General features: G+C 32.6%; 17 protein-coding genes. 13 read left to right on the forward strand and 4 right to left on the reverse strand.

The genetic code is table 11. From position 1 onward, the window contains the following. The first annotated feature begins 67 nt into the window (after nucleotides 1-67). Both mfd and ABD011_RS00825 read left to right on the forward strand, forming a co-directional pair. Nucleotides 68-3,442 carry a transcription-repair coupling factor gene (gene mfd / locus ABD011_RS00820; protein WP_343795120.1) on the forward strand — a complete coding sequence of 1,125 codons (3,375 nt, stop codon included), beginning with the start codon at nucleotides 68-70 and terminating at the stop codon, nucleotides 3,440-3,442. Nucleotides 3,443-3,474: 32 nt separating this feature from the next. Next, the gene (locus ABD011_RS00825; protein WP_343795121.1) at nucleotides 3,475-4,785 is read left to right on the forward strand and encodes a TlpA family protein disulfide reductase; all 1,311 of its coding nucleotides are present in this window, start codon (nucleotides 3,475-3,477) and stop codon (nucleotides 4,783-4,785) included. Nucleotides 4,786-4,854: 69 nt separating this feature from the next. On the opposite strand, the gene lysM is transcribed toward ABD011_RS00825, so the two are convergent. Both lysM and ABD011_RS00835 read right to left on the reverse strand, forming a co-directional pair. Beyond that, on the reverse strand, nucleotides 4,855-5,352 hold the full coding sequence (gene lysM / locus ABD011_RS00830) for a peptidoglycan-binding protein LysM (protein ID WP_129760852.1): 498 nt from the start codon (nucleotides 5,350-5,352) through the stop codon (nucleotides 4,855-4,857). Between the two features lie 212 nt (nucleotides 5,353-5,564). Further along, entirely contained in the window at nucleotides 5,565-6,515 is a 951-nt protein-coding gene (locus ABD011_RS00835; RefSeq protein ID WP_131508697.1) for a nicotinic acid mononucleotide adenyltransferase, read from the reverse strand. A gap of 133 nt (nucleotides 6,516-6,648) precedes the next feature. On the opposite strand from ABD011_RS00835, the gene ABD011_RS00840 reads away from it, so the two are divergent. The 3 genes from ABD011_RS00840 to ABD011_RS00850 all read left to right on the forward strand — a co-directional run bounded on the left by ABD011_RS00840 (nucleotide 6,649) and on the right by ABD011_RS00850 (nucleotide 8,608). Beyond that, nucleotides 6,649-7,650: an NAD(P)H-dependent glycerol-3-phosphate dehydrogenase gene (locus ABD011_RS00840; protein WP_134200555.1), complete on the forward strand. Its 1,002-nt coding sequence runs from the start codon at nucleotides 6,649-6,651 to the stop codon at nucleotides 7,648-7,650. 51 nt (nucleotides 7,651-7,701) lie between these two features. Continuing rightward, nucleotides 7,702-8,070, forward strand: a complete 369-nt coding sequence (locus ABD011_RS00845; RefSeq protein WP_131508695.1) for a hypothetical protein — start codon at nucleotides 7,702-7,704, stop codon at nucleotides 8,068-8,070. 88 nt (nucleotides 8,071-8,158) lie between these two features. Beyond that, nucleotides 8,159-8,608 carry a hypothetical protein gene (locus tag ABD011_RS00850; RefSeq protein ID WP_131508693.1) on the forward strand — a complete coding sequence of 150 codons (450 nt, stop codon included), beginning with the start codon at nucleotides 8,159-8,161 and terminating at the stop codon, nucleotides 8,606-8,608. A gap of 35 nt (nucleotides 8,609-8,643) precedes the next feature. Here ABD011_RS00850 and ABD011_RS00855 read toward each other — a convergent pair whose 3' ends face one another. Then, nucleotides 8,644-9,039, reverse strand: coding sequence for a hypothetical protein (locus ABD011_RS00855; RefSeq protein ID WP_129760847.1), 396 nt, complete (start codon nucleotides 9,037-9,039; stop codon nucleotides 8,644-8,646). Nucleotides 9,040-9,284: 245 nt separating this feature from the next. Here ABD011_RS00855 and ABD011_RS00860 point away from each other — a divergent pair, with 245 nt between their 5' ends. From ABD011_RS00860 to ABD011_RS00895, 8 genes are all read left to right on the forward strand, one after another. Then, a complete protein-coding gene (locus ABD011_RS00860; protein WP_343795122.1) occupies nucleotides 9,285-11,648 on the forward strand; it encodes an alpha/beta fold hydrolase in 2,364 nt (787 codons plus the stop codon). 195 nt (nucleotides 11,649-11,843) lie between these two features. Beyond that, nucleotides 11,844-12,236, forward strand: coding sequence for a hypothetical protein (locus ABD011_RS00865; RefSeq protein WP_343795123.1), 393 nt, complete (start codon nucleotides 11,844-11,846; stop codon nucleotides 12,234-12,236). Nucleotides 12,237-12,381: 145 nt separating this feature from the next. After that, nucleotides 12,382-12,687 (forward strand): barstar family protein, encoded by a 306-nt coding sequence (locus tag ABD011_RS00870; RefSeq protein WP_343795124.1) that lies wholly within the window; start codon nucleotides 12,382-12,384, stop codon nucleotides 12,685-12,687. A 35-nt stretch (nucleotides 12,688-12,722) separates the two neighbouring features. Beyond that, on the forward strand, nucleotides 12,723-13,178 hold the full coding sequence (locus ABD011_RS00875) for a hypothetical protein (protein WP_343795125.1): 456 nt from the start codon (nucleotides 12,723-12,725) through the stop codon (nucleotides 13,176-13,178). Between the two features lie 142 nt (nucleotides 13,179-13,320). Then, a complete protein-coding gene (locus ABD011_RS00880; RefSeq protein ID WP_343795126.1) occupies nucleotides 13,321-13,857 on the forward strand; it encodes a hypothetical protein in 537 nt (178 codons plus the stop codon). Between the two features lie 150 nt (nucleotides 13,858-14,007). Further along, nucleotides 14,008-14,580: an RDD family protein gene (locus tag ABD011_RS00885; protein ID WP_343795127.1), complete on the forward strand. Its 573-nt coding sequence runs from the start codon at nucleotides 14,008-14,010 to the stop codon at nucleotides 14,578-14,580. Between the two features lie 153 nt (nucleotides 14,581-14,733). Next, nucleotides 14,734-15,315, forward strand: a complete 582-nt coding sequence (locus ABD011_RS00890) for an MBL fold metallo-hydrolase (RefSeq protein WP_343795128.1) — start codon at nucleotides 14,734-14,736, stop codon at nucleotides 15,313-15,315. Nucleotides 15,316-15,470: 155 nt separating this feature from the next. Continuing rightward, nucleotides 15,471-15,914 (forward strand): hypothetical protein, encoded by a 444-nt coding sequence (locus ABD011_RS00895; protein ID WP_343795129.1) that lies wholly within the window; start codon nucleotides 15,471-15,473, stop codon nucleotides 15,912-15,914. 94 nt (nucleotides 15,915-16,008) lie between these two features. Here ABD011_RS00895 and pheS read toward each other — a convergent pair whose 3' ends face one another. After that, entirely contained in the window at nucleotides 16,009-17,028 is a 1,020-nt protein-coding gene (pheS, locus tag ABD011_RS00900) for a phenylalanine--tRNA ligase subunit alpha (RefSeq protein ID WP_129760842.1), read from the reverse strand. Nucleotides 17,029-17,055: the final 27 nt, after the last annotated feature.

A 17,055-nucleotide genomic window follows, 5' to 3' on the forward strand; every position in this document is an offset into this window, starting at 1 on the left:
TTATTAATAGTTTTTAAACATAAACTAAGTCACAAAATTTTATATTTGCACCACAAAATACATTGTCTTGAGTAAATCCATCCTCTCGCAAACCTATGCACAGACTTTGCAAACGCAAAATCTGCAGACTGCTATTGCCCAATCCCAAAGTAAAACACACCTTAAAGGACTTATTGGTTCCTCTTTATCTTTTGTAATTACAGAAGTTTTTAAACAAGCAGACAAACCCTTTTTACTGGTTTTTAATGATAAGGAAGAAGCTGCCTTTTACCTTAACGATTTAGAATTGATGCTCAATGATAAAGACGTTTTGTTTTATCCAGGTAGCTATAGAAGACCTTATCAAATTGAAGAAACCGATAATGCTAACGTGCTTTTACGTGCAGAGGTTTTAAACCGCATTAACTCGCAAAAAAAGCCTGCAGTTATTGTGACCTATCCTGATGCTTTATTTGAAAAAGTAGTTACCCGAAGAGAGCTAGAAAAAAACACCTTAAAAATTAAGGTTAATGATAACTTATCTATCGATTTTGTAAACGAAGTTCTTTTTGAATATAAATTTAAACGTGTTGATTTTGTAACCGAACCTGGAGAATTTTCGGTACGTGGTGGAATTGTAGATGTGTTTTCATTTTCGCACGACGAGCCTTATCGTATTGAGTTTTTTGGTGATGAAGTAGACAGCATTAGAACCTTTGATGTAGAAACTCAACTCTCAACCGAACAGGTTAAAAAAATCAACATTATACCCAATGTTGCCAATAAATTTTTAGAAGAAACTAGACAAAGTTTTTTTAAATACATTGCTCAAAAAACAGTAGTGTTTGCTAAAAACACTAACCTTCTGTTTTCAAGAATTGATGACTTTTTTAGTAAAGCCGAAGACGCTTTCCAAAACCTTTCAAAAGACATTAAACATGCTGAACCTGAAGAGCTGTTTTGCAATTCGGCATTGCTTAAAAAACAATTATTAGAGTTTACTTTAGTAGAATTTGGCTCAGAAGCTTTCTTTAGTAATGCGTCTGAAAGTAACAGTGCTATTACGTTTAACACGTCACCTCAGCCATCATTCAATAAGCAATTTAATCTGTTAATTGATGATTTAAACTCAAATCATAATAAAGGTTACACCAACTATATTGCTTGTGTAAGTGAGCAACAAGCCAAACGTTTTCATGATATTTTTGAAGATGCTAGTGCTGAGCGCAGTCGAAGTATAGAACAAGAAGTACACTATCAAACCATTGTGTTGTCTTTATTTCAAGGTTTTGTTGACCATGATGCTAAAATAACCTGTTATACAGACCATCAAATTTTTGAACGCTATCATAAGTTTCATCTTAAAAATGGTTATGCTAAAAAGCAAGCTATTACCTTAAAAGAACTTACCAATTTAGACATTGGCGACTATGTAACCCATATTGATCATGGTATTGGGAAATTTGGAGGATTACAAAAAATTGATGTTGAAGGAAAAAAACAAGAAGCCATAAAGCTTATTTATGGCGAACGTGATGTGTTGTATTTAAGCATTCATTCGCTACATAAAATTACCAAGTTTAATGGTAAAGACGGGAAACCTCCAAAAGTATACAAACTAGGAAGCAAAGCATGGAAAACCCTTAAACAAAAGACCAAGTCTAAAGTCAAAGAAATTGCTTTTAACCTTATAAACCTGTACGCTAAGCGAAAGCTAGAAAAAGGCTATCAATACAATCCTGATAGCTATATGCAACACGAGCTAGAAGCATCGTTTATTTATGAAGATACACCAGACCAAAGTACTGCAACTGCTGATATAAAAGCAGATATGGAAAGCGAGCGTCCTATGGACAGATTAGTTTGTGGTGATGTAGGTTTTGGTAAAACCGAAGTTGCCATAAGAGCTGCTTTTAAAGCTGTAGACAACGGTAAGCAAGTAGCGGTTTTAGTGCCTACAACTATTTTGGCTTATCAGCATTATAGAACGTTTAAAGAGCGTTTAAAAGATTTTCCTGTAACTGTTGATTACCTCAACCGTTTTAGAACTGCAAAGGAAAAACGTGAAACCTTAGAAAACCTATCAAAAGGAGGTGTAGATATCATTATTGGCACACATCAATTGGTTAATAAAAATGTAAGCTTTAAGGATTTAGGATTGCTTATTGTTGATGAAGAACAAAAATTTGGTGTTGCAGTAAAAGAAAAATTAAAAACCATTAAAGATAATGTTGATGTGCTCACACTCACAGCAACACCTATACCTAGAACGCTTCAGTTTAGTTTAATGGCTGCAAGGGATTTATCGGTTATTACAACTCCTCCACCAAACAGATATCCTATTGAAAGTCACGTAATCAGGTTTAACGAAGAAACCATAAGAGATGCTGTAACTTATGAAATACAACGTGGTGGTCAAATTTTCTTCATTCATAATCGTATTGAAAATATTAAAGAAGTGGCTGGTATGATTCAGCGTTTAGTACCTGATGCTAAAATTGGTATTGGTCATGGACAAATGGATGGTAAAAAACTAGAGCAACTTATGTTAGGGTTTATGAATGGCGATTTTGATGTTCTTGTAAGTACAACCATTGTTGAAAGTGGATTAGATGTACCAAACGCCAACACCATTTTTATAAACAATGCCAATAACTTTGGGTTGAGTGATTTACACCAAATGCGTGGTCGTGTAGGACGAAGCAACAAAAAAGCATTTTGCTATTTTGTTACTCCAGAATATTCGGCTATGACTAATGATGCTAGAAAACGTATTACTGCCTTAGAGCAGTTTACCGAATTAGGTAGCGGATTTAATATTGCCATGAAAGACCTCGAAATTAGAGGCGCTGGAGATTTATTAGGAGGCGAACAAAGTGGCTTTATAAATGATATAGGTTTTGATACCTATCAAAAAATATTAAACGAAGCTATTGATGAATTAAAAGAAAACGAGTTTAAAGATTTATACAAAGACGAAGGTAAAGAACGAGACTATGTAAAAGACATTACTATTGATAGTGATTTTGAACTCTTGTTCCCTGATGATTATGTCAATAACATTGCCGAACGTTTAAACCTGTACACCAAGTTAAACGATATTAAAACCGAAGCTGAGTTAGATAAATTTGAATCAGAAATTATAGACCGTTTTGGTGAGTTACCAACCCAAGTTATCGACTTAATAAACAGTGTTCGTATAAAATGGATTGCGACAAAAATTGGTTTAGAAAAAGTGGTGATGAAACACGGTAAACTTGTAGGTTATTTTATTAACGATCAACAAAGTGGTTTTTATCAAAGTAGCGGATTTACCAAAGTGTTACAATTTGCACAAACACACCCAAAAGCCTGTAAGATGAAAGAAAAGCAAACCAGAAATGGTTTACGATTATTGCTTACATTTGATAATATAAAATCAGTTCATCAAGCTTTAGCTGCTTTAAAGCCTATTTTGGCTTGATAATTGGTACTTATTTTGAAAACTAAAAACACATGAAAAAACTATTTATACTTGCAGTTTTATGTCCTTTTTTAATGGTTTCACAACATAAAATTGAAGGAAATTTTCAACCAGTAACAGATTATACTTATGCCTTTTTATACCATTCTACACCAACAGGTTCAAACTATATAGATAGAGCTGAACTTGATGAAAAAGGTGATTTCAGTATTTCTTTTGATTCTACTACTGGTCCAGGAATCTATAAAATAGTGTATGCCTTACCTCCTGAAGAAAATAATTTTGACTTTATCTACAACGGAAAAGAAGATATTTCATTTACCTATAGTGATGACAAAGGCTTAGAGTTTACAGCTTCAAACGAAAATAAATTGTGGTCGTCTTATACCAAAAGTATGGAATTGGTAAACATGACAATTAGCAATTTTTACACTCAAGAAAGTACCGACAAAAAAGCGTTTAAAGATATTTTTAAAACCTTAAAAGACACTCAAACTGCTTTTGAAGATGCCTCAAAAGGGACAATGGCAAATGTATTTATTGTTGCCAATAGGCCATACGTACCAACAGAGTATGAAGACATCTCTACTTACTCTGCAAACCTTAAAGCATCTTATTTAAAACATGTAGATTTTAAAAGTGTGTTGTTGCAAAGTTCTGATTTTTTAACTGATAGAGTTTTGGCTTATGTTTTTGGTATGTCGGCAAGTACTAGTAACGAAACTCATTTAAAAGATATTGACACTTTAATGTCGTATATGAATGGTGTTGATGCTACTGTAAAAGTATCGTTATTGGAGCTGATTTGGCATCGTTTTTCAACCTTACAAAATGACGATGTTGCCAATGCAATTACTGACAAGTACCTTTTTGATTTGGCAAAAGCAACTCACAATGACCAACTCGCTGAATACATTAGTGTTTACAAAAATAATTCAATAGGGAAAAAAGCGCATAATTTCGATATCGCTATTTCTAAAAATGGAACAACTACAACCACTTCATTACACGATTTAAATAATGCAGAGCATTACATTGTTGTTTTTTGGAGCAGCACTTGTGGTCATTGCTTGGAAGAACTTCCTAAGTTAAAACAATTAATGGCTTCAAAACCTGATTACAAAGTCATTGCTGTTGGTTTAGAAGATGAGAATACGAACTGGCAAAAACAAATTGCTAATTATCCTGATTTTATCCATGTGCTTGGTTTAGGAAAATGGGACAACCCAATTTCTAATGCCTATGGTGTTGGGTCAACACCTTCGTATTTTGTTTTGGATAAAAACAAAACCATTACAGCAAAACCTTATGATGTTGAAGCACTAATAACGCTTTTGAAATAATACTTTAATATACTGTATAAAAAAAGCCAACGTAATTGCGTTGGCTTTTTTTATGTATGAGTATTATGCTTAGTCTAAATGCGGAATACGCAATACTTGTCCTGGGTAAATTAAATCAGGATCTTTAAGCATTGGTTTATTAGCTTCAAAAATCACAGGATACTTCATAGCATTTCCATAGAATTTTTTAGCAATTTTACCTAAAGTGTCTCCACTTACAACTGTATGAAACTGAGCTTCTGGCTCTACATGCTCAACAGTCATTTGGTCATCAACAGTTGCAATACCTTCAGTATTACCTACAACTAATACTACTTTTTCTTTTGTTGCTTGGTCATAAGCCATACCTGAAATAGTAGCTAAATCGTCGTTAATATGTACTTTTAAATTCTCTACTTTTAATTGCAAATCAGAAATTGTTTCTTCTAGCTTGCCTGCTGCTGCAGTTTCTGCTTTTAGTTTTGCCTCAGCTGCTGCCTCTGCCGCTTCAGCAGCTTCTTCTGCATCTGTTTTTCCTATGCCAAAAACTTTTGCTCCAGCATTTTTAATGAATGAAAATAAACCCATAATTATAATGTTTAAGTGTTAATAGTTATTGTTTCTTGTAAAGTTTAAAAAAATATGTTTTAAATCCAATTAATGTTAGTAATTAAAATGTAAACAAATCTTCATATATATGACACACAATATCTCCTTAAAGTCACATAAAAATCAAAAAGAAAACGCTCAACTAGAACTATCTAGTTGAGCGCTATGGAAACTAAATAACCAACCAAAATTTAGCTCCTTGTATTTTCTCTTGGGTTCTCTTTTTTATCTGTTTTTTGTTTACGTTTTTTCGCTTCATTGGTTTGTTTAACCATTCTTCCTTCTGCATTTGCTTCTCTCATAAATTGTATGTATCCATTACCTGTAAATTCATAAATTGTTCCAGAGGATGGATGGTACAGCTCTATAGTTGCATCATTTAAAACGCTTAATTCAAAGTATTCATTGTCAAAATAATCATAATCTAATGTTAATGTTTTTAGATACATGTTATTTGAAATGTCTCCTACTCCATAAACACCTGTATAATCCCAATAAATATTGTTTGGGTTTGAGACATTTACGTCTTGAGAACTTCTAAACTCTGAATCATTTCCACCAGCTAAAAACTGAAGATAATTTTCATTATCAAACTCATTTAGCATTCCTTGTTGACTTGTATAGGTCTTTTCCCAAGCTTCATACTCTTGAAGAAAATAGTGGATATTGTCATAAAACACATAGTCATAATCAAACGTACTACGTTGGTAACCATGTAAAAAATATGAGGTGTCATTAAACGGATTGTAAAGCTCAATGGTATTATTATCTATTTGGTATACATCAAAAGTTTCGTAACCATCAATATCGTGGTACACATCCAATATCATATTATAAGCATCATAATCTGCTACTGGAATTCCAAAACCGTTACCTTGGTTACCAAAACCAACTAGGTTGTTGTTAGCATACATTACTCCATTTCTAAACGAAACTGTAAATGCTATTTGTAAAAATGGTGTTTCGCCATAACCTATAGTTTGGTTAATATCTACATACCACAATTCATACGAGCTCAATAATTGATGTAATGAAATTGTTGGTGTATTATTATAGTTATCAACAATAACTTCTTCTCTGTAACAAGACGTCAATAAAGTTGCTGTAAAAGCAAGTGTTAAGAATAATTTTATAGTCTTCATAATCCAACAATTTTAGGGTTAATAATTTTAAGGTTTCAAAACGCGTGCCAAAAATTAGTTGTGCTTTATACAATGTTAACCTTAAAGACTTATATTTTGTGTATTTTTGAATATAGAATTTGAAAATAATTATATGAACAACCCTTTAAAATATGCTGTTTTTGGTTCAGGAAGTTGGGCCACTGCTATTGTAAAAATGCTATGCGAAAATCTTGATGAAGTTGGATGGTACATGCGTAGTGTTTACATAAAAGAGCATTTGCTTAAAGAAGAACACAACCCAAGTTATTTAAGTTCGGTTGAGTTTGATATAAACCAATTAAAGCTAAGCAACGACATTAATGAAATGGCTAATTATGCTGATGTACTTATTTTTGTAGTGCCTTCGGCTTTTATGCATTCTGAATTAGAGAAACTCACTGTAGATATTACTAAAAAGACCATTGTTTCGGCTGTAAAAGGTATTATTCCTGAATCTGGTTTATTGGTAGGTGAACATTTTCATGATATTTACCATATTCCTTTTGAAAACATTGCTGTAATTGCTGGTCCTTGTCATGCAGAAGAAGTCGCTTTAGAACGATTATCGTACCTAACCATTTCTTGTGCTGACAGTAAAAAAGCACAGGACATTGCTGATAAGCTCTCTAGCGATTACATACAAACCAAAATTAGCGACGACGTTATTGGTACCGAATATGCTGTAATGCTTAAAAACATTTACGCTATTGCTGCTGGTATAGCACATGGTTTAGGTTATGGTGATAATTTCCAAAGTGTATTGATGAGTAATGCCATAAGAGAAATGAAGCGTTTTATTAAAAAAATGCACAAAATGAAACGCAACATCAATAACTCTGCCTATTTAGGAGATTTGTTGGTTACAGGATATTCTACATTTTCTAGAAACCGAATGTTTGGTAACATGATTGGTAAAGGCTACACTGTAAAATCGGCTCAAATGGAAATGAACATGGTTGCCGAAGGTTACTATGCCACAAAAAGTGCACATTTATTGAACGAAAAAAATAAAAAGAAAACACGTTTACCTATTGTAAACTCGGTTTACGAAATACTATATGAAGGTAAAAATCCTAAAAAAGTATTTAAAAAATTGACCGAAAAATTAGATTAATATTAACGTATTTAATCTTTACACCTCAATTCTTTAAGTTACATTTGTGCCATGAAAAAGTTAGTATCTTTTCTTTTATTAGCTTGCTCCTTATTTAGTTATAGTTTTTCATCGACTGCTGTCCCTGAAAAAACTATAACCGATTCGGTATTGCTTTTTTCTAAAGCTGAAAAAGAAACAGTTACTTCACCTTCAAAACCTGCACTTTTAGCAAGCAGCATTGAAACCAATGTTGTTTTTCTTTCAGACTCAAGAACTGGACCTTCACCTTTAGGGTTTAAAAACTCTACATATATTCAAAACAAGGCGTTTAGTTTACACCATGCCTTAACAAGTACTGTTCAGTTTAAACACTATAATAAAACCATAGTTCCCTTTAGAGCTATTGATATTATTTTCCCTTTCCATACGCATTGGTAAACACATTTTACTGCATTTAAAATTTAAACACTGCCAGCTTTAAAAGCTAATTAGCAGTAATTTATTACACACTTATTTTAAAATAACAATGAATACAAACAGCACTATAATAGGAGTTGCAATAGCTCTATTATGTTGTATGCCTTATGCGTTTATATACTTTTCTAGAAAAAAGAAGCAAAAGCAAACAATAGCAACATTTAAAACTATTGCGTTAGAACACAACATTCAAATTGATGAATTTGAAACTTTAAATACAAATACCATTGGTATTGATAAAACAAACCGAAAGGTATTATTTGTTAAAAACAACGAAACAACAATTGTAGACTTAAAACAAGCTAACTATTGTTATATTAATGAAGAAAAAAGCAAAACACAATCAATAAGTACTATTGATATTTGTTTTAATCTCTCTAATAAAGAACATCAAAAACTAACCGTTTTTGATAATGAAGATGGTTTTATGTTAGATGGAGAAATTCAATTTTCCAATACTTGGGTAAACACCATTAATCAGCATATTAAAGCTGCATAATTACCTTTTAAAATAAGCCTTGTTTAAAACGAGGCTTATTTTTTTAAAACCCCTTTTACTTTCATTAACGGAATAGCTTGTAAGGCACGTTCATTAATAGTATTTTTTCTAAACACATAGGTTTTTTCAAACATAGTATTACCTTCAAAAAAAGTAACTTTAAACTGATTGTTAAGTGCAAAAAGCTCCTCTTGTAACAATTCAATTTTAGCATAGCTTTTTGCAGGTAGCTTATCTATCTTTTTTCTAAATGTAGATGTTATTTTTTGGTCAGAATATCCATTAGTAACAATTAAAACCACATCTAGGTCTTGGTCTTTATCATTAATAATATATGCATTCCAGTCTTGGGTTTTGTAAACATCATTAAACTCGTTTACTACTGCTATATAAACACCTTCCACCTCTGGGATTTCAATATCTTTTTTCATCTTATTTCTTGCTTCTACAGAAAACCTTTAAATTAGACGCAAAATTAACACAATACTATCTATTGTGCATTTTTTATTAAAAAAAGACAAGGTTGTCAGTTCGAGTGATTTTGAGAAACGAAAAATAGTATCGAGAACTATTTCTTATTCTCGATACAAATTTCACTCATTTCAATCCTGAAATTTACTCGAATTGACGAATTAAGTCTAAAATGTGAATAGATAAATTACTTTAAAAAAATACAATGAAACACGTTTTCTCTGCCCTAATTATTCTATTTGTTTCTTCCTTTTCTACAGCACAAACCAACAACAATTCTCCTCTTACTATTGACCAAATTATGCAAGGCGAAGACTTTGTAGGTTATTTACCAACAAATATTAGTTGGTCAGACGATAGCAAAGACATTTATTTCAGTTGGAATCCTAATAACGACACCATTCGTTCTAACTTTAAAGTAAATATCAACACGCAAAAAATAGAAGCACTTTCTTTTGAAGACGAAAAACAACGCAGTAATGCTGGAGCGCTCTCAAAAGACGGTAAATGGAGCGTTTACGAAAAAGGAGGAGACCTCTTTTTACTTAATACGTCTAACTTTAGTAAACGACAAATTACCAATACTATAAACAGAGAGTCTAACCCAATGTTTTCGGGAGACCAAAAACACATTGTTTACCAACAAGACAATAACCTTTTTCAATGGACAATTGCAGATGGAAGCATTACCCAACTTACTAATTTTAAAAGCGGAAACGAGCGTCCTGAAAGTAAACGCAACGCGCAAGACCAATGGCTTTACGATGACCAATTGGCACATTTTGACATTCTGCAAAAACGTAAAAACGAAAGTGATGCCAGCAGTTACCGTAGAGAACAAAGACAGTTTAACCGTCCTGAAGCAGTTTATATAGGAGATAAAAGCCTTTTTGATATTGACCTTTCTCCAAATTTAGATTACGCTATTTATAGACTTTACAGTCCTGCAAACGATAAAAACACTATAGTACCAGATTATGTTACTGATAGTGGTTACACTACAGATCTTAACGCTCGTGCAAAAGTTGGTGGACCTCAATACACTACCGAAGCTTGGGTTTTAAACTTAAAAACTGGAGAAACACACCAACTAAAAACCGAAACCATTGAAGGTATTAAAAACAAACCTGCATTTTTAAAAGACTATGCCAAAACTACTGAAGATTACAATCCTGAATACGAAAACCCAAGACCTGTTTATGTAGATTCTCCTGTGTTTTCGCAAGATGGAAAAGCTGTGGTAAACATTACTTCGCAAGATTATAAAGACCGTTGGATTATGCTTGTAGACCTTAGCAACGGAAACTTAAAACTTATCGATCATCAACATGACGATGCTTGGATTGGTGGACCAGAAATAGGTTGGTTTGCCAATGGTGTTGTTGAGTGGATTGACAATACTACTATTTGGTTTAAATCAGAAAAAACAGGATATGCACACTTGTACACTGCCAATGTAAATTCAGGAAAAATAAAAGCACTTACCGAAGGTAATTTTGAAATTCAGCAAGTAACACTTTCTAAAGACAAAAAAACCTTTTACATCATTAGTAATAAAGAAAGTGCGCATCAAAATCATTTTTATCACCTACCAGTAAAAGGTGGAAAAATGGTACAAATCACATCTCAAAAAGGTGGTCATGAAGTTTCTGTTTCACCAGACGAAAGTAAGCTGGCTGTAAGATATTCGTACACCAATAAACCTTGGGAATTGTATGTTATGGATAACAAAGCTGGTGCAAAAATGACACAACTTACTGAGTCTACAACCGATGCTTTTAAATCCTACAACTGGACTGAAGCCGAAATTATAAACTTTACCGCTAGAGATGGCGCACAAGTACCAGCAACACTTTACAAGCCTAGTCCTGACAAAAACAATGGTGCAGCAGTAATTTTTGTTCATGGTGCAGGATACTTACAAAACGTTCATAATTGGTGGTCGTCTTATTATAGAGAATACATGTTCCATAATATTTTAACCGATAATGGATACACTGTTTTAGCTATAGATTTTAGAGCAAGTAAAGGTTATGGTAGAGATTGGAGAACAGCTATTTACCGTCACATGGGAGGAAAAGACCTTAACGACCAAATTGATGGTGCAAAATACCTGGTTGAAGAACATGGTGTTTCACCAGATAAACTAGGAATTTATGGTGGTTCTTATGGTGGTTTTATAACGCTTATGGCTATGTTTAAGTATCCTGATACTTTTAAAAGTGGTGCAGCTTTACGCTCAGTGACCGATTGGGCACATTACAACCATGGCTATACCGCAAATATTTTAAACACACCTGTTGAAGACCCAAAAGCCTACCAACAAAGTTCACCAATTTATTTTGCCGATGGTTTAAAAGGCAACTTATTGATGCTACATGGTATGATAGATACTAACGTACATTTTCAGGATGTGGTAAGACTATCACAACGTTTAATTGAACTGAAAAAAGAAAACTGGGAATTAGCTGTATTTCCTCTAGAAGGTCATGGCTTTGTAGAAAGCTCTAGCTGGAGTGATGAGTATCGACGCATTTTTAAATTGTTTCAAGAAACGTTGAGGGAGTAAACGGTTTGATTTTTTGAGGAACTATATTCAATAAGTTTAGAGGAAATAATTACAACTTTTAAACGTGACCTCAATATTGATATAGAAATTAATCTTTGGCTGAATAAAAGATTTGCTATCTTAGACATATAGTATGAATATACGTAATACGTATATCCAATTGTTGCCATACATTTGAGAAAAACAGTTCTAATATTGATTTTTGGTCTTCTGACCAACTTTGTGGTTTCACAGGAAATCCACTCTGAATATGTATATAAAAAAGAAAAAACTAAATCGAAAATTGGAAGCGGAATTAAATGGAATTATGTGGACTCTGACAGTTTAGTACTTTACAAAAACAGAACTTTTCATCGGACAAAATTCTATCACTATCACGAAATAATATACTCGGAATTAAAAGGAGAATGGAAAATTGAAAACGACACTCTAATTCTGAATTTAAAACTAGAAAAAGAAAGTAAATCGGACAAAAAATGGACTGAAATTAATTCGACCATAAGTTACCGAATAAAAAGGCGGAAATTGAAACCAATAGACGGATTTGAATTCTATGCGATACGGAATTTAAAACGTGTGAAAAAATAAAAAACGTATGGCAACACCGTGTATAATTAATTGGCTTGTTCAAGCCTACTTACGAAAATCCTCGCGGATTTTCTATTCGGTTTTTATTTGCTAAATTAGGTACTTAAACACGCCACTAATCATACACAAAACCGTTGCCAGTAATTTGAGAGACGAAATGCAAACATTCAGAATTAAGGGAAAAAAACTAAAAAATTGGAAAACATTCCACTCTGAATTTAAGAAAGAAATGAACTTCCCAGATTATTACGGGGAAAATATGAATGCTTGGATTGACTGTGTTGACGAACTGACTGACAAACCTACTCTACTGGAAATCGAAAACGGAAAATACTTAAAAGAAAATGCGCCTGAATTATTAAACGCAATTTTAGAATGTGGAGCTTTCGTCAATTACAGAAAAATTGAAGTCGGAGAAAAACCAAATTTGATAATCGCAGCTGATTGTTAAATGACAGAAAACTGACTTATAAAAAGAAACGAAAATTGATAGAAAAAGAAAAACCGTTAGAAAAAAACAATGAAGAGTTAAGAGGTTGGATAATTGAAAAAACAAATGAAATAGAATTAAAAATAAATCTTTTAATTACAAATTATTTTTCACCGAAAGAAAGGTCTGAATTCATTCAAATAATGATGAATAGTTCAGTTATTAATATGGGAGGAAAATATAAAATTCTAAAAAATATTCGTTCCTTCAATGATTCAATTATAGGAGATTTACAAAAACTAAATGCTATTAGAAACTATTTTGCACACGTTTCAATACAAAAGCCAATGTCTTTAACAGTTAGTCAAAATAATATCTCGAAAAAATATGACTTTCCAAGTCGAGTCAGGTATATGAATTCAAGTGGATTAATGAAAGAAAGGTCAATTGAAGATTTAGTAGCTGAATATTGTAAATTACACGATAAAATAACTGAATATTTGAATCAATAAAAACTACTGCCAACAACGTGTATAGCTCATTGCGGCTGAATTCCTAATCGGAATTCATTGCAATTTTGCTATCTTTGGTTTACGGCGGAAAATCATTGCTGATTTTCCGCAACGAGCCATACACAAACACGTTGTAGCACATTTGAAAAAAATCTGGAACATATTATTAATTCTCGTCGGAATTGCAAGTTTAGCACTAATTGCAATAACCATTTTCATTGCAACTTCAATGGGAAAAAGGGCGAATACGGATTTAAATAAAGATGACGGAATTAAAATCGTAAATCGGATTTTATATGTTTACGAATTTGATTCCTTGAAAACTAAAACGGATTACGAATTGAAAATATTGGAAAGAGATAGTGTTAGAATTTTTAAGTATAAAAATCTTAAAGATTCGACCAGAAATATAGCTTTCCGATTTAATAAACTAAATTCAAATCTATATTTTGGACCTGACAAATTCAACGTGGTGGAATCTGACAATTATCGGACTGAATTTAATTTTGACAAATACGAACTGACAGAACCGATTATGGATGGAGTCGGACCGATTTTGTTTAATAAAACTTACGGAGTTTTAGCTTGGGACAATAATTGGGGAAATCAATTTTATTTCGTGAATGAAGTTAATATTGACAAAATTGATTTACCTATTTTTAAGTATAATATGGAATAAAAAAACGTGCTACAACAACGTGTATAGCTCATTGCGGCTGAATTCCTAATCGGAATTCATTGCAATTTGCTATCTTCGGTTTACGGCGGAAAATCCTCGCGGATTTTCACGCAACGAAACCATAGCCAAACCGTTGGCAAACATTTGAGAATGACGAAAAACACAGAAAATCATAGCGGAATTTTATCAATCGAAATGTTTGACAATTTAGCAAATCGAAGTCCTAGTTTTCATAGAATTTCAGCAATGCTATTAGACCATTTTTTAATGTGTATTTTGATAATTCCGATTGCGATTGTATTTGCTATAGCATCTGAAAAACTCGGATTTAAATTGATAGACGGAATGAGTTTCTATGTTTGGGTCTTGATAATCTTTGTATACTACAATAAAGACTTTTTCAATGCTAAAAGTCCTGCGAAAAGAATAATGGGCTATCAAGTCATCGACAGAAAAACGGAAAAACCTGCGACTGAATTACAATGTTTCGTGCGGAATTTTACAATATGCGTTGCTTGGCCAATAGAAGTTATAGTTGGATTTTTTAACCCGGAAAGAAGAATCGGAGACTTTTTAGCGAACACCAAAGTTGTTTCATCTGAAAAAGAAAAATTAAAAACAATTTGGACTGACTTAAAACGAACAAAACTGAAAATGAATTATTTCGGGATTATAATAATCGGAATCGTATATTTTTACGGATTAAGTTATATAATTCCTTAAAAAATAAAAACGTTTGTCAACAACGTGTAAGCACAATATAAAACCACGGATATGAATAAAATTTTTACTCTGATTTTTAGCCTAATTACAGCTTTTGGATTTTCACAGACAAAAGAAATTCAAATTGAATTTATAGGAAATTGCGGACTTCATATGACAGATGGTATCACAAATTTCTATATTGATTTTCCATACAAATCTGGAGCTCACGGATATATGGAATTTAAAGAATCGGAATTAGATAGTATTAAAGAAAACTCAATTTTCATTTTTACACATAAACACTCTGACCATTACTCTAAAAAGAATCTAAAGAAAGTGATGAAAGAAAAAGGTGGACAGACTTATGGTGTTTCAAACATTTCAGAATTAGAAAAATTAAACGAAACTTTGGATAATTTTGAGATTGAGGCATTTAAGACTGAACATAAGGTTTTTGGAATTAATTTCAGACACTATTCATTTCTGATAACGTGGCACGGAAAACGGATGTATTTATCTGGCGACACAACAGAACCTCAAACAATTGGAAAAATTAAAAATATTGATTGGGCATTCGTCCCATATTGGATTTTAAAAAATGCTAAAGAACAGAAGATAGACATTGATGCAGATATGTATTATGTTTACCATCTGTATCCCGAACAAATACCAAGCGCTAAAGAGAATTGGGATAAGGTAGATAATATTCATCCATTGACAGAACAAGGCGAAATTCTAAAATTGGAATACTAAAAAATACTGTGGGCAACAACGTGTACAGCTCATTGCTGCGGATTTTCACGCAACGAAACTAAACACAAATCGTTATAAGTAATTTGAGAAAATTCACTTTTATACTAATTATTCTACCTTTATTAGTTACATCGCAAACTAAGAAGGATTCCATCTTGGAATTAATTAGAGTCAAAAGTCAAGAATCTCGGATTGTAATAAGAAAAGAGAATGATACAACGCGAAAACTTGTTTATCAGTTCTGCGAATCTTGGTCTGAAAATATCTCTTTCTTGAAATCAAATTTAAAATCAGAGGAAATTCTCAAACTTAAATTAGATAAGAATACGACAATTAAGTTAATTGGATTAATCAGCGAATTGGAAAACGATAATACGAAGAAAAAAGCTTTCGAAATTTTAAATGGATTAATCAATTCGGAAATTGAACATCTGAGTTATTCTTGTTCTTACGACGTAATATCATCAATGTCAATTTCAAATTACTTTTTCATACTTATTACTCAGGAAAATCAAATATTTACACCTAGTTTCAAACTTAATGAGAAGGAAAGAAGAGAGTTTAAAAATAAAATATTAATTGCTGAGCATAGCAACTAGAAATTCACAAACAACTTCAACAACGTATATAATTCATTACTTCCGATTTCTTCATAGGAAATCCATCAGATTTTACGCAACCAATCCCTAAATTTTAAATCGAAGACTTAAACTGCTCTAAAAAGCGCACATCATTTTCGCTTAATAAACGGATATCACCTATTTGGTGTAGTAGCATAGCAATACGGTCTATTCCCATACCAAATGCAAACCCTGAATATTCTTTAGAATCTATACCACAGTTTTCTAACACATTTGGATCTACCATACCGCAACCCATAATTTCTAACCAACCTGTTCCTTTTGTAATACGGTAATCTACTTCCGTTTCAAGTCCCCAATACACATCTACTTCTGCACTTGGTTCTGTAAACGGGAAATACGACGGACGTAAACGTATTTTACTTTTTCCAAACATTTCAGTGGTGAAATATTGAAGCGTTTGCTTAAGGTCAGCAAAACTTACATCTTTATCTATATACAAACCTTCTACTTGATGAAAAAAGCAGTGAGAACGCGCAGATATAGCTTCGTTTCTGTAAACACGACCTGGTGAAATAGTTCGAATTGGTGGTTTATTGTTTTCCATATAACGCACTTGTACCGAACTGGTATGCGTACGCAATAAGATATCTGGATTGGTTTGAATAAAAAACGTATCCTGCATATCACGTGCTGGATGGTATTCTGGCAAGTTCAACGCTGTAAAATTGTGCCAATCGTCTTCAATTTCTGGACCTTCGCTTACATTAAACCCAATACGCGAAAAGATATCAATAATCTGATTTTTTACAATAGATATTGGATGACGCGCACCTATTTCAATAGGTTCTCCAGGACGAGACAAATCACCATAAATACCTTTATCTTCTTCTTTACTCTCTAACTCTTCTTTTAAAGCGTTTACTTTATCTTCAGCAGTCTTTTTTAAAGCATTGATAACTTGACCAAATTCTTTTTTCTGGTCGTTAGCTACATTTTTAAATTCTTTAAAATAATCATTAAGCAACCCTTTTTTTCCAAGGTATTTAATTCTAAATGCTTCAACTTCATCTTTAGTTTCAGCTTTGAATGCTTCTGCTTCAGCAATAAGCGCTTTAATCTTGTCTATCATGATATCAATAAAATGAGTGCAAATTTA

Source organism: Gaetbulibacter jejuensis (assembly GCF_039524015.1).
In the GTDB taxonomy this organism is placed as follows: Bacteria; Bacteroidota; Bacteroidia; order Flavobacteriales; family Flavobacteriaceae; genus Gaetbulibacter_B; species Gaetbulibacter_B jejuensis.